The 14590-nt window shown below is 60.7% G+C and carries 7 protein-coding genes; all 7 read left to right on the forward strand.

Features of this window, described 5'->3' with window-relative positions; translation table 11 throughout:
* Positions 1–102: 102 nt before the first annotated feature.
* The 7 genes from hrpA (at position 103) to purM (ending at position 14581) form a co-directional block, all read left to right on the forward strand.
* Positions 103–4125 (forward strand): ATP-dependent RNA helicase HrpA, encoded by a 4023-nt coding sequence (gene hrpA / locus G1C94_RS01990; protein ID WP_172144131.1) that lies wholly within the window; start codon positions 103–105, stop codon positions 4123–4125.
* Positions 4126–4162: 37 nt separating this feature from the next.
* Positions 4163–5458 (forward strand): formate-dependent phosphoribosylglycinamide formyltransferase, encoded by a 1296-nt coding sequence (gene purT, locus G1C94_RS01995; protein WP_172144133.1) that lies wholly within the window; start codon positions 4163–4165, stop codon positions 5456–5458.
* Between the two features lie 148 nt (positions 5459–5606).
* A complete protein-coding gene (locus G1C94_RS02000; protein ID WP_253902269.1) occupies positions 5607–7028 on the forward strand; it encodes an ATP-binding protein in 1422 nt (473 codons plus the stop codon).
* Between the two features lie 165 nt (positions 7029–7193).
* Positions 7194–7943, forward strand: coding sequence for a phosphoribosylaminoimidazolesuccinocarboxamide synthase (gene purC / locus G1C94_RS02005; RefSeq protein ID WP_172144135.1), 750 nt, complete (start codon positions 7194–7196; stop codon positions 7941–7943).
* 63 nt (positions 7944–8006) lie between these two features.
* Positions 8007–11741, forward strand: coding sequence for a phosphoribosylformylglycinamidine synthase (locus tag G1C94_RS02010; RefSeq protein WP_172144137.1), 3735 nt, complete (start codon positions 8007–8009; stop codon positions 11739–11741).
* A gap of 233 nt (positions 11742–11974) precedes the next feature.
* On the forward strand, positions 11975–13501 hold the full coding sequence (purF, locus tag G1C94_RS02015; RefSeq protein ID WP_172144139.1) for an amidophosphoribosyltransferase: 1527 nt from the start codon (positions 11975–11977) through the stop codon (positions 13499–13501).
* 45 nt (positions 13502–13546) lie between these two features.
* Entirely contained in the window at positions 13547–14581 is a 1035-nt protein-coding gene (purM, locus tag G1C94_RS02020; protein ID WP_172144141.1) for a phosphoribosylformylglycinamidine cyclo-ligase, read from the forward strand.
* The last annotated feature ends 9 nt before the right edge of the window (positions 14582–14590 follow it).

A 14590-nucleotide genomic window follows, 5' to 3' on the forward strand; every position in this document is an offset into this window, starting at 1 on the left:
TGATTATCTTTGGGAATTGTCCGGCTTTGGGGTCGCCCTTCCGTCACGCTTTGCGTGGCACCTGACACCAGCGGGAAGTAAATCATCAATAGAGGCAAGGTTATGAAATTCGAATATCCACCCGAACTGCCGGTGTCGGGGAGTCGCGAAGCCATAGCCGAAGCCGTGCGTTCCAGCCAGGTGGTGATCGTTTCCGGGCAGACCGGCTCGGGCAAAACCACGCAGCTGCCGAAAATCCTGCTTGAGCTTGGCCGCGGCTCGCACGGCCGCCAAATCGTGCATACGCAGCCGCGCCGTATCGCCGCGCGCACGGTGGCCGAACGCATCGCCTCCGAAATGGGAGTGCGCCTGGGCGACGAAATCGGCTATCAGGTGCGTTTCACGGACAATACCTCAAAATCCACGCGTCTGAAGGTCGTTACCGACGGCATTCTGCTCGCGCAGATACAACGCGATCCGAGATTAAGCGCATATGACACCATCATCATCGACGAGGCGCACGAGCGCAGTCTGAACATCGATTTTCTGCTCGGCTACCTGACGGCTCTGCTTCCCAAACGGCGCGATCTGAAGCTCATCATCACTTCAGCCACCATAGATTCGATGAAGTTCCGCGAACACTTTGAACAGGCGTTGCATGCGAAAGTGCCGGTGATCGAGGTGTCCGGGCGCACCTACCCGGTGCAGGTGGTGTACGAGCCGCTGGGTGCCGCGCCTGCGTTGATGCATGACGTCCCCGGTTTCGCGCGCGGCTTTGACCCCGGCAGCGATGAATACGGCGACGACGATGGCGGCATCGATATGCCCACTGCGGTGGCGCGCGCCTGTGCCGAGCTGATCATCCATTCAGCTCACGAGCGAGGCGAGCGTGACATTCTCGTCTTCGCTTCCGGCGAGCGTGACATCCATGAGTTTGAAACGGCGCTACGCCGCTATTTCGGGCCGCGAGCTTCGGATATGCGCCGGGCCGACGCCATCGAGATCATGCCGCTGTTCGCCAGGCTGTCCGCCGCCGAGCAGCATAAGGTATTTGAATCGCACGCACACCAGCGCATCGTGATTGCCACGAATGTGGCCGAGACCTCGCTGACGGTGCCGGGCATCCGCTATGTGATCGACCCTGGAACCGCGCGCATCTCGCGTTATTCCAAGACGGCGAAGGTGCAGCGCCTACCCATCGAGCCGATCAGCCAGGCGAGTGCCGACCAGCGTTCCGGCCGATGCGGGCGCGTGGCGGACGGCATTGCGATTCGTCTGTATTCCCGTGAGGATTATGAGACGCGCCCGCGCTTCACCGAGCCGGAAATCCTGCGCACCTCGCTGGGTGCGGTGGTGTTGCACATGCTCAGCGTCGGCGTAGCGCACACCGCCGAAGACGTGACGAATTTCGGCTTCATCGACCCGCCCGACATGAAGGCGGTGTCCGACGGTTTCAACGAGCTGACCGAGCTCAAAGCCGTTTCGCGTAAATCCGGCGAGACGACGCTGACGCATATCGGCCGCCAGTTGGCGCGTATTCCCATTGACGTGCGTTTGGGGCGCATGGTAATCGAGGCCGCGCGTTCCACTTCCCCGAACACGCTGGCCGCCGTGCTTGTGGTGGTGGCTTTCTTGAGTTTGCAGGATCCACGCGAGCGCCCGGACGACAAGCGCGAGGAGGCCGACCGCATTCATAATCGCTATGCCGACCCGACCAGCGATTTCCTGACGGCGCTGAACATCTGGGATCGCGTGTTCCAAGCGGACGGCGAGCCCAGCAACAATGCGTTGCGCCGCATCTGCAAAGCCGAGTATTTCAGTTGGCTTCGCATGCGCCAGTGGAAGGATCTGGTCGCGCAGTTACGCCAGATGTGCAAGGAGCTGAAGTTCAAGGTGGGCGACCCCCTGCCCGCCTCGCGCGCTGGATTGGAAATTCGCCAACTGCCGCTGAACCAGCAGGCGGCGCACAGCCTGTGCTGTTCGTGGGACGCGGAGGGCATTCACAAGTCGATGCTCGCCGGATTGCTGTCGATGATGGGCATGCAGGTGGTGCGCGAGCCCAAAGCCAGCGACTTCGCGGGGTTGAAGGGCGCGGCGAAAGCCAAGGCGATCAAACGCGCGCAGAAAATGGCGAAGAACGATTATCAGGGGGCGCGCGGCACGCATTTCGCGCTGTTTCCCGCCTCCGCCGTGGCCAAGTCCACACCGAGCTGGGTGATGAGCACCGAATTGGTGGAAACTTCGCGCCTGTGGGCACGCTATTGCGCGGCCATCGACCCGGCTTGGGCTGAGCCGCTGGCCGGCTCGCTCACTCGCACCACCTATGCCGAGCCGCACTGGTCGGCTTCGCGCGGAGCCGCCGTAGCCAGCGCGAAAGTGCTGCTGTATGGCTTGCCGATTGTGGCGGATCGCACGATATTGTGGGGGCGCATCAACCCTGGCGAGGCGCGTGATTTCCTGATTCGTCAGGGGCTGGTCGAAGGCGATATCCAACAGCGGTTCAGCTATGACGACTTCGTTGCGAAGAACCTTGCCGTGCTTGAGGATGCGGCGGACGATGCGAACCGCACGAGACAAATCAGCCAGACCATCAGCGACGAGGATCTGTTCGATTTCTACAACTCGGTGATCCCCGCCCATGTCACCTCGCTGGCGGGGCTGGCGAAATGGTGGAAGGACGCGCATGGCGAGAATCCGCATCTGCTGGACTTCGACCCTGTGCAGGTGGAGCGGCTGAAGACGACCGAATCGTTAAGTCTCGACGATTATCCCGACCGTTGGCACACCCTCGGCACCGACGGCCAGCCCATCGATTTGAGGTTGTCGTATATCTACGACCCGCGCAATCCCGATGACGGCGTGACGGCGCATGTGCCGCTCAAGGCGCTCTCGCGCATCACGCCCGAGCAGTTCACGTGGAATGTGCCGGGATTGTTGGACGAGCTGATTCTGGCCATGATCAAGGCGTTGCCCAAGCAACTGCGCGTGCAGTTCGTGCCCGCTCCCGACACGGCGCGCGCCATCCGCATGTGGATCGACGGGCATTATGCACAGTTGCCGGGCACCGAGGCAGGGCTCGACTACCCCGATTTGGCGCATGCCTTCACCCAGGCGGCCATTGAGACCGTGGGCGCGCAGATTCACCCGGAGGTGCTGGGAGATGAGCTCACCGAACGCCTGTCGCCATATCTGCGGATGACTTTCGCTGTGGAGCAGCCGGTTTCAGGCGGCGGGCATGGGCGGCGGCATGGCAGAAACGCGGTGAAGGTGCTCGGCAAGTCGAAGGATTTGAAGGCCCTGCAGCGCCAGTTCGCCGCACAAGCCGAGGAGTCAGCACGCCGAATGGTCAAGCAGCAGGCCGACCGTGCGGCAGATCAGGGCAATATCGTCCAGCAGGCGAATCTGCTGCACCGCTCGGGCGCGACCAGCGAATCGCGCGCGTCGATGCTGTGGCGCGGTGCTCTCGACCAGTTGCGACTGGAATCCGAACGCATTTCCTCGCGCTGGCTTGGCGGCGAGGCGCTGATGCTGGCTTCGGCACCATACCGGTCCACCAAGGAGCTGGTCGAGGACTTGCAATTGGCCGCCGTCAAACGGCTGTTGCCCGACGTGGCTCAACTGCCCGACGACGAGGCACTGGCGAACGCGGTGCTCGACGTGCGCGAGATTTACGAGGACACGGTGTATCAGGTGTCGCGAGACGTGATTGCGTTGCTCAAGCGTTATGCCGAAGTCGACAAGGCGGTGAGCGGCAAGGCCGACCTGCCCATGCTGTCGGTATTGCAGTCGATTCGCGAACATATCGCCACGCTGGTGTTCCCCGGGTTCATCGGTGCCGCCGACCCTGCGGCGTTGAAGTCAATCGAACGCTATCTGCACGCGGATCTCATGCGGCTGTCCAAGGCGAAGAACGACAAGAATCGTGACGTGCGCTGGGCATGGCAGGCCGACGAAGCCAAGCAAGTTGTGGACAAGGCGATGGCAGCCGCCAAGTCCGAACCGGCCGGGCCGCGTCATGAGGAATCGATGGGCAAGGCGGTTGAAGCCCGCTGGATGCTGGAGGAGTTTTATGTGAGACTGTGGGCGCAGGAACTCGGTACGCCCAAGCCCGCGAGCCTCAATCGCATTCGCAAAGCTCTTGCCTAGGCGCGGATCATCGGGTGCCAGTGTCACAATGTGACACATGAGCGATACCAACCCTTGCGCATCCATATATGACTCCACATATGGCCGTCCGCTCGGCACGCCATTAGGCAAGCGCGCCACCCGCGTGCTGTTTCTCGGCGCGGGCGAACTGGGCAAGGAAGTCGCCATCGAGCTCATGAGGTTGGGCGCATGGGTGTGCGCCGCCGATTCGTATGCGGGGGCACCGGCACAACAGGTGGCGCACGAGGCGCGAGTGCTGGATATGGCGAATTCGGCCGAACTCAAGGCGCTACTTGCCGAAGTTGAGCCCGACATCATCGTGCCTGAAGTGGAGGCCATTGCCACCGAAGTGTTGAGTCAGGCCGCGGCAAGCGGAATGCAGGTGGTGCCGAGTGCCTCGATCGCGGGCATCTGCATGGATCGCGAGCGCCTGCGCGTGCTCGCTCATGAAACACTTGGATTGCCGACCACCACATATCGTTTCGCCGGTTCGCTGGAGGAACTGCGCGCGGGGGCGAGCGAGGTGGGCTATCCGTGCGTGGTCAAGCCGGTGATGAGTTCGTCCGGCCACGGCCAATCGGTGGTGCGCTCTCCGCAAGCCATCGACGCGGCTTGGCGTGAGGCGCAGGAGGGGCGACGCGCGGCTGGTGAAGGTGATGTATCCCGGGTGATCGTCGAGGCGCTGGCTCCGCTCGACCACGAGCTGACGGTGCTGACGGTGAGTTCGTCGGCTGGCATCGTCGCCTGCGCGCCCATCGGGCAGCGGCAGGAATCAGGTGATTATCGCGAAAGTTGGCAGTCCAACCAACCTCAGAACACCGCCGACCCCGAAACCGCCGAGGCGCAGCGCATTGCCACAGCCGTGGTTCAAGGATTGGTCGATCTCGCCAAGCAATCCGGCGAAACCGGCTGGGGTGTGTTCGGCGTGGAACTGTTCGTGCTCACCGATGGTTCGATGCTGTTCAACGAGGTCTCCCCGCGCCCGCACGACACCGGCATGGTGACGATGATTTCACAGCGTTTGAGCGAGTTCGCGCTGCACGCCCGTGCCATTATGGGGTTGCCTGTCACCAAGGAGCATGTGGCGCTGTGCATTCCCGAAGGTTCGGCAGCCGCCAGTCACGCCATCGTGGTCGAAGGCGAGGGCGAAGCCGTATTCTCCAATGTCGCCGCGGCCTTGGCCGAACCGGGCACTGACCTGCGTATCTTCGCCAAACCCGAAGTGCACGGCCACCGCCGCATGGCCGTAGCCCTCGCCATCGCCCCCACCGAGCCCGAAGCCCGCGCCAAAGCCGCCCGCGTTGCCGACAAACTGCGCATCGACGTTCTCTAGCCGGCACAATATAACGACATCCAACGGTGCGCACATTCTTCGGACCATTCCATACGCTCATGAAATGTGACGAATCAGCAGAAATACCCTCATAAAATGTGGTGAATCAGCAGAAATACCCTCATAAAAGAGGATATAGCCCTCTATAATGAACTCACAGCAAGCAAAATATCGCAATTCCTTGGAGGGAACCATGACGGCCTATCTCAAACGCAAAGCCGACGATTATCTTGACCGATGGTTGGCCGACGCAGACCGTAAACCCCTCATCGTCAAAGGGCCTCGCCAAGTAGGCAAAACCGCGACTATCCGCAGATTCGCCGAACGGCATTACGACAATCTCGTGGAAATCAATTTCGCAGAGGAACCCAAATATAAGTCCATCACGGCAGACGGATACGACGCTGCGTCGATCATCCGCAACATTTCCCTGATCGACCCATCCAAACGCTTCGAGCCTGGCCGCACGCTAATCTTCTTCGATGAGCTGCAGGACCATCCCGACATCGCCACTGCATTGAAGTTCCTCAAGTTGGACGGACGGTTCGATGTGATTTGCAGCGGATCGATGCTTGGCGTGAATTACAATGCCATCGAAAGCAACAGCGTGGGCTATAAAAGCGATTACAACATGCATTCGCTCGACTTCGAGGAATTTCTCTGGGCCAGAGGATATGGAGAAGATACCAGGGAAGATATGCTCAGCTGTCTGTGCGAAGCCCGGCCGTTCTCCCGCACCCAAATGGACGTGTTCGGCTCGCTGTTTCTGGATTACTGCACGCTCGGAGGCATGCCCGAAGTGGTGTCCACATTCACCGCCAAAAACACATTCGAGGGAACCTTGCAACTGCAACGCCAACTGGTGCTGGATTACAGCGAGGACATCCGCAAATACGCGGACGGTATGGATCAGGCGCGCATTCTCAACGTGTTCAACCACATCCCCGTGCAACTATCCAAGGAAAACAAGAAGTTCCAAATCAGCAAGGTTGCCAGCGGCGCAAGATTCAAAGACTACCGCGGCTGTGTGGAATGGCTCGAATCCTCGGGAATGACGCTCATCTGTCGGTGCCTGCAATTTCCGCAACTGCCGCTCAAAGGCAACTACGACGAAAACAAATTCAAGATATATTTCGCAGACAGTGGCCTGTTCGTCTCCATGCTCGACGACGAGGCAAGCGACGACCTGCGCGCAAACCGCAATCTTGGAATATACAAAGGCGCGCTGTATGAGAGCATTGTGGCCGAGGCACTGTCGAAGTCGGGATATGGCCTGTATTACTTCAAAAAAGACAACTCCACCTTGGAGGAGGATTTTTTCGTGCGCACCAGAAACCATCTCGTGCCGGTCGAAGCAAAAGCTCGCGGAGGAAAGACAAAATCCATGCGGACGCTTATAGGATCCGGCGCATATCCGGATATCAGGTTCGGCATCAAACTTTCCGCCGGCAACATCGGCAGCAGCAACCATGTGTTCACCATGCCACATTTCACCGCATTCCTGCTCAGGGACCTGCTCAAGGCTTACGACGAGGGAACGGCGCCGCTGCTCGACAACCCCGAACGCTGAAGCGTCCGACGGAACACACCCCGCAAAATCGCACATGGGGTGCCCGGTTGCGCAAGACGAATAGAAAGCCTGCAGACGGCACAATGTAGCGCGCGGTTGTTATGTTGTAAGCGGCAAGTTCACCTGACTATCTACCTCCTTGTGATTCATAGGGAAAGGCGAGTAATGGAGAAGTTGGAAAAGCTCTACGAGGGCAAAGCCAAGCAACTGTTCGCTACCGACGATCCGGAGGTGCTCTGGGTCGAATACAAGAATTCCGCCACCGCCGGCGACGGTGAGAAAAAAGAGGATTTTGAAGGCAAAGGCCGTCTGAACAACCTCATCACCACCCTGATCTTCTCCCTGCTGAAGGCTCGCGGCATCGACAGCCACCTCGTCAAGCGCGTGGATGACACGGCGCAGCTGGTGCGCAAGATGACTATGTTCCCGTTGGAAATCGTGTTGCGCAACACGGCAGCCGGCCATTTCTGCTCGCGTCTCGGCGTCGAGGAGGGCCTCGAGTTCAAGGAACCGGTGCTCGAATACTTCCTGAAGAACGACGATCTGCACGATCCGTTCGTCAATGACGACGATCTGGTGGTGCTTGACGTGTGCACCCGCGAGGATCTGGCCGAGATCGCCCCGCTTGCGCGTCGCATCAACGAGGCGCTGATTGACATCTTCTCTAAGATCGACGTCAAGCTCGTCGATTTCAAAATCGAGATGGGTCGAACCAGCGACGGCACGCTGCTACTGGCCGACGAGATCACCCCGGATTCCTGCCGTCTGTGGGATCAGCGCGACAAGTCCGGCAAAGTAGAGCATCTCGACAAGGATCTGTTCCGCCGCGACTTGGGCGACATCATCCCGGCCTACGAGGAAATCGAGCGCCGTCTCGCCGCGCTTGCCGAGGCCGAAGGCGTTTGCGTCGAATAACGTTTTCGCCGTTCGCCAATCACCTTACGTCAGCAGAAACTCAGTGACACGAAGGAGCCAGACGTGGTCTATCGCGTGTATGTGGAGAAAAAAGCCGGTTTTGATATCGAGGCGCGCCAGCTCGCCAACGAGCTGAAGACGATTCTGGGCATCAAGTCTCTGACGGGCGTGCGCATCGTCAACCGCTATGATGTGGAGGGCATCGGCGCCGAACTGTTCGAGCAGGCCACCGGGACCGTGTTCAGCGAGCCGCCGGTCGACAATGTATACACCGATCTGCCTGATTTCGGTGAGGCGCCTGTGTTCGCGGTGGAGTTCCTGCCCGGCCAGTTCGATCAGCGCGCCGATTCTGCCAGCGAGTGCATCCAGCTCATCTCCCAAGGCGAGCGGCCCACCGTGCGTTCCGCAAAGTTCTACGCGCTTGAGGGGGCGTTGAGCGAGGCCGACGTTGAGGCCATCAAGCATTACGTCATCAACCCGGTGGAGGCGCGCGAGGCCTCGCTGAGCCCCAGGGAAACGCTGAAAACCCGAGTGCCACAGCCCGGCAAGGTGGAGGTCATCGAGGGTTTCCGCTCGATGGACGACACGGCGCTTAAGCGCTTCATCGAGACGCGCGGACTGGCGATGGACCTGGCGGATCTGCAATTCTGCCGCGACTATTTCACGGAAGAGCAGCGCGACCCGACCATCACCGAAATCAAAGTAATCGACACCTACTGGTCCGACCACTGCCGTCACACCACATTCGGCACCGAACTTGACGATGTGCAGATTGACGACGCGGCGGTAAAGGCGGCTTTCGACAAGTACCTACAGATGCGCCACGAGCTGGGCCGCGACGGCAAGCCGGTGTGCCTGATGGATATGGGCACCATCGGCGCGAAATGGCTCAAGAAGAACGGCGTGTTGACAGGCCTTGACGAAAGCGAGGAAATCAACGCCTGCACCGTCAAGGTGAAGGTGGATGTGGACGGCGAGATGCAGGACTGGCTGTTCCTGTTCAAGAACGAGACGCACAACCATCCCACCGAAATCGAGCCGTTCGGCGGCGCAGCCACCTGCATCGGCGGCTGCATCCGCGATCCGCTGTCCGGCCGCTCCTATGTGTATCAGGCGATGCGCGTCACCGGCGCGGGCGACCCGACTGTGCCGGTTGCCGACACACTTAAGGGCAAGCTCCCCCAGCGCAAGATCGTCACCACGGCCGCGGCCGGTTATTCCTCATATGGCAACCAGATTGGCTTGGCGACCGGTCAGGTGAACGAAATCTACCACCCGGGCTATGTGGCCAAGCGCATGGAGGTGGGCGCGGTGGTGGCCGCCACCCCCGCAGATCACGTGCGTCGCGAAACGCCGGCGCCGACAGACAAGATCGTCCTGCTCGGTGGGCGCACCGGACGCGACGGCATCGGCGGCGCAACGGGCGCTTCCAAGGCACACAACGTCGAATCGCTCGAACTCGATGGGGCCGAGGTGCAGAAAGGCAACGCCCCCGTCGAGCGCAAATTGCAACGTCTGTTCCGCCGCGGTGATGCCTGTCGGCTGATCAAGCGCTGCAACGACTTCGGCGCGGGCGGCGTGTCCGTGGCCGTGGGCGAGCTGGCCGACGGACTGCACGTCGACCTCAATCAGGTGTCCAAGAAATACGAAGGACTTGACGGCACCGAGCTGGCGATTTCCGAATCCCAGGAGCGCATGGCCGTGGACGTGGCCGCCGAAGACGTGGACGAGTTCCTCGGCTACGCACGGGAGGAAAATCTCGAAGCGAACGTCATCGCCACCGTCACCGAGGAGCCGCGCATGACGATGGTGTGGAACGGCGAGGCCATCGTTGATCTGTCTCGCGAGTTCCTGGCCTCCAACGGTGCGCCGAAACACCAGCGGGCGCATGTCGTCGCGCAACAGACCTATGTCATCCCGTGGCCCAAAGGCACGCTGGGCGAACGCATGCATGCCATGCTCACCGACCTGAATGTGGCCTCGAACAAGGGGCTTTCGGAACGTTTCGACTCCACCATCGGTGCGGGTACGGTGCTGATGCCGTTCGGCGGGCGCACGCAGCTCACCCCGGTCGAAGCCATGGTCGCCAAGCTGCCGGTGTTCGGCGAGACCACCACCGCTTCGGCGATGGCTTGGGGATTCAACCCGTACATCATGGAGAAGAACCAGTTCACCGGCGCGTATCTGTCGGTGGTCGAGTCGCTCGCCAAACTGGTGGCAGCCGGCTTCGAGCATGAGAAGGCGTACTTAAGTTTCCAGGAGTACTTCGAGAAGCTGCGCGACGAGCCGGAACGTTGGGGCAAACCGATGGCCGCCGTGCTGGGTGCGCTGATGGCTCAAGTTGATTTGGGCGCAGGGGCCATCGGCGGCAAGGATTCCATGTCCGGCACGTTCGAACAGCTCGACGTGCCGCCTACCTTGATTTCCTTTGCCGTGGCAGTGGGCGATATGAGACGCGCCACGTCCCCCGAGTTCAAGGGTGCCGGACATCGTGTGATTCGCATCGCGCCGCGTTATGAGGCGGATGGTTTGACACCGGATAAGCGCGGCCTGCTTGAGGCGTTCCGCACGGTTGAAGAACTCACCGATTTCGGTGACGCATTGGCAGTGTCCACACCGGGTTACGGCGCCAGTGCCGAAGCCCTGTTCAAGATGTGCGTGGGCAATCAGTTGGGGATCACGCTGGCCGACAACATTACAGCCGACGATCTGTTCGCTACGGCGTATGGCTCGTTCATCATCGAGCTTGCGGACAATGCCAAGGTTCCTGCCGTGTCCAATCTGGTTGAGGTCAACGAGGTCGGCGAGACGACTTCGGATTATCAGTTCGTAGCCGCGGGCGAGACGCTGGACTTGGCCGAGCTGCAGGAGGCATGGGAAGGCGGCATTGAATCCGTATTCCCCTATCGTTCCACAGCTGACAGCACAGACAGAAACGTCGAAATCATCTCATTCGACGCTCCGAAGAAAACCGTCTACACCGGCACCGGCGTGGCCAAGCCGCATGTCGTCATCCCCGTGTTCCCGGGCAATAACTGCGAATACGATTCCGCCGCCGCTTTCGAGCGCGCGGGCGCGGATGTGAGCACACTCATCGTGAATAACCTCACGCCCGCCGCCGTGGCCGAATCCACCGAGGCGCTGGCCAAGGAAATCAAGAACAGCCAGATCGTCATGATTCCGGGTGGTTTCTCGGGTGGTGACGAGCCGGACGGCTCAGCCAAGTTCATCACCGCGTTCTTCCGCGCCCCGGCCGTCACCGAGGCCGTGCGCGACCTATTGCAGAACCGCGACGGCCTGATGCTCGGCATTTGCAACGGTTTCCAGGCGCTTATCAAGCTCGGCTTGGTGCCCTACGGTGACATCGTGCCAATGAACGACGAATGCCCGACGCTGACGTTCAACACCATCGGACGCCACCAAAGCAGACTTGTGCGCACCCGCGTGGCTTCGAACCTGTCTCCGTGGCTCGCGCAAACGCAGGTCGGTGACGAGCACACCATCGCCATCTCCCACGGCGAGGGTCGTTTCGTCGCCTCCGACGACGTGCTGGCCCAGCTTAAAGCGAACGGTCAAATCGCCACGCAGTACGTGGACGAACACGGTGCGCCCGGCATGGATCTGGACGTGAATCCGAACGGCTCACTGCTCGCCATCGAAGGCATCACCAGCCCCGATGGCCGCATATTCGGCAAGATGGGTCACTCCGAGCGCTACAGCAACGGCACCTTCGTCAACGTCCCCGGCGAGCACGACCAGCCCCTGTTCGCCGCCGGCGTCAGCTACTTCGCCGCCTGACGAGTCCTTTGTCATTTCGACCGAACGTCAGCGAGTGGAGAAATCTTGTCGGCGGGATAAGAACGCCACCAACAAGATTTCTCGACTGCGCTCACTGCGTTCGCTCCGCTCGAAATGACAAAAACCGATCCGCACGGCACTGGCCTGAGGGGATAATCGCCCGGCCCGGTATTGTTGCCCCTGATTGGTAGGGTTGAGACGTAGAAACCAGTTGCGCGTAAAGGAGTTCTGGTTTGTCCGCTGAGCTTGAAGACATTCACGAGGAATGCGGCATCTTCGGCGTCTGGGGGCACCCCGACGCAGCCCGACTTACCTACTTCGGCCTTCATGCCCTGCAACATCGCGGCCAAGAGGGCGCGGGCATCGTCGCGAACGACAACGGCCAGCTCACCGGGCATCGCGGCAAGGGCCTGCTCACCCAAGTGTTCAACGACGAGCGCGAAATCCAGCGGCTTGCCGGCGACCGCGCCATCGGCCATGTGCGTTACGCCACGGCCGGCTCCGGCGGCAGCGACAACATTCAACCATTCATATTCCGTTTCCATGACGGAGACATGGCGCTGTGCCACAACGGCAATCTCACCAACTGCCCATCCCTGCGGCGTCAATTGGAAGATGGGGGCGCGATCTTCCACTCGAATTCCGACACCGAAGTGCTCATGCACCTGCTTCGCCGCTCGTCCCAGCGCACCTTTATGGACAAGCTCAAGGAAGCGCTCAACACCGTGCACGGCGGCTTCGCCTATCTCATCATGACCACCGACGCGATGATCGGTGCCCTCGATCCGAACGGTTTTCGCCCGCTGTCGCTGGGCAAGATGAAGAACGGCGCCTACGTGCTCGCCTCCGAAACCTGCGCGTTGGACATCGTGGGTGCCGAGCTGGTGCGCAACATTCGCCCCGGCGAAATCGTGGTGGTGGACGACCACGGCTACAAGATCACGCAATACACCAACCAGACGCAGCTGGCCATCTGCTCGATGGAGTTCATCTATTTCGCCCGCCCCGATTCCGATATCTACGGCGTCAACGTGCATTCCGCCCGCAAGCGCATGGGTGCGCGCCTAGCCGTCGAATCGCCGGTCGACGCCGATATGGTAATTGGCGTGCCGAACTCCTCTCTGTCGGCCGCCTCCGGTTACGCCGAGGCCTCCGGCTTGCCGAACGAAATGGGTTTGATCAAGAACCAATATGTGGCGCGCACGTTCATCCAGCCCACGCAGGAATTGCGTGAACAGGGCGTGCGCATGAAGCTGTCCGCCGTGCGCGGCGTGGTCAAAGGCAAGCGCGTGGTCGTCATCGACGATTCCATCGTGCGCGGCACCACGTCCAAACGCATCGTGCAACTGCTCAAAGAGGCGGGCGCGGCCGAGGTACATATGCGCATCAGCTCGCCACCACTGAAATACCCATGCTTCTACGGCATCGACATTTCGACCACCAAAGAACTCATTGCCGCGAAGAAGTCCGTCGATGAAATCCGTGACTTCATCGGCGCTGATTCGCTTGCATTCCTCTCGCTGGACGGTCTGATCGAGTCCATCGGCTTGGGTGCGAAAGCCCCGTATGGCGGCCTGTGCGTCGCATATTTTAATGGTGACTACCCCACCGCGCTCGACGATTACGAAAGTGCTTTCCTGAAGTCGCTCACCCCCGAAGACCGCGTGAGACTGCCTGAATTCGCGCTGTACAAAAGCAAATATGAAGGCAACGAATACCATGCGGGGCCGCCGCAAAGTGAGCAGCCGCAAGACCAATAGCTTAAGAAAGCCAACCGAACCAATCCCACCAACAGGAAGGCCACCATGCCCAAAGCATACGAGAACGCCGGCGTGAACGTCGAAGCCGGTTACGAAGTCGTCAAGCGCATCAAGTCCCATGTGGCGCGCACGAGCCGCCCGGGAGTGCTTGGCGGCATCGGCGGCTTCGGGGGGCTGTTCGATCTCGCTTCGCTCGGCTACCGCGAGCCGGTGCTGATTTCCGGCACCGACGGCGTGGGCACCAAGCTGATGGTGGCGAAGATGGCGGGCAAACACAATACCATCGGCATCGATTGCGTGGCCATGTGCGTCAATGACATTGCGGCTCAGGGGGCCCAGCCGTTGTTTTTCCTGGATTACATCGCGTGCGGCAAGAACGATCCGGCATTGCTGGAACAGGTGGTTTCCGGCGTGGCCGATGGGTGCGTGCAAGCCGGGGCCGGTCTGATTGGCGGGGAAACCGCCGAAATGCCGGGCATGTATGACGAGGACGAATACGATCTGGCCGGGTTCGCGGTGGGTGCGGCCGAAAAGTCCGCCATCGTGGATGGCTCGGGCATCACACAGGGCGACGTGCTGATTGGCTTGCCGTCCACCGGCGTGCATTCCAATGGTTTTTCGCTGGTGCGCAAGGCGCTGTTCGTCGACGCCGGCTACACCGTGGATACGCGGCTTGAGGCGCTCGGCGACGCCACGCTGGGCGACGTGCTGCTCACCCCCACCAAGATCTACGTGAAAGCGCTCGCTCCCCTGTTCAAGGCCGGCGTGGTCAAGGGTGTGGCGCACATCACCGGCGGCGGCTTCATCGAGAATATCCCGCGCATGATTCCCGATGGTCTGGCGGCCCACATCGAGCTGGGTTCCTGGCCTGTTACGCCGATTTTCGACGTAATCGAGCAGGCCGGCGCAATCGACCATATGGAGATGTTCAACATCTTCAATATGGGTATCGGCATGGTGTTGGCCGTCGATGCGGCGCGTGCGGACGAAACGATGCAGCTGCTAGCCGGCAACGGCGAAACCGCCTACAGGATCGGCACCATCGTGAAGAACAACGGCAACGACGTGGAACTCGCGTAACGCATAAGG

This window comes from Bifidobacterium panos, from assembly GCF_012932445.1.
Taxonomy (GTDB): Bacteria; Actinomycetota; Actinomycetes; order Actinomycetales; family Bifidobacteriaceae; genus Bifidobacterium; species Bifidobacterium panos.

Coding starts and splice junctions, on each gene's coding strand:
- G1C94_RS02000 (WP_253902269.1), top strand. CDS start 5,607: ATGAACTCACAGCAAGCAAAATATCGCAATTCCTTGGAGGGAACCATG.
- purC (WP_172144135.1), top strand. CDS start 7,194: ATGGAGAAGTTGGAAAAGCTCTACGAGGGCAAAGCCAAGCAACTGTTC.
- hrpA (WP_172144131.1), top strand. CDS start 103: ATGAAATTCGAATATCCACCCGAACTGCCGGTGTCGGGGAGTCGCGAA.
- purT (WP_172144133.1), top strand. CDS start 4,163: ATGAGCGATACCAACCCTTGCGCATCCATATATGACTCCACATATGGC.
- purM (WP_172144141.1), top strand. CDS start 13,547: ATGCCCAAAGCATACGAGAACGCCGGCGTGAACGTCGAAGCCGGTTAC.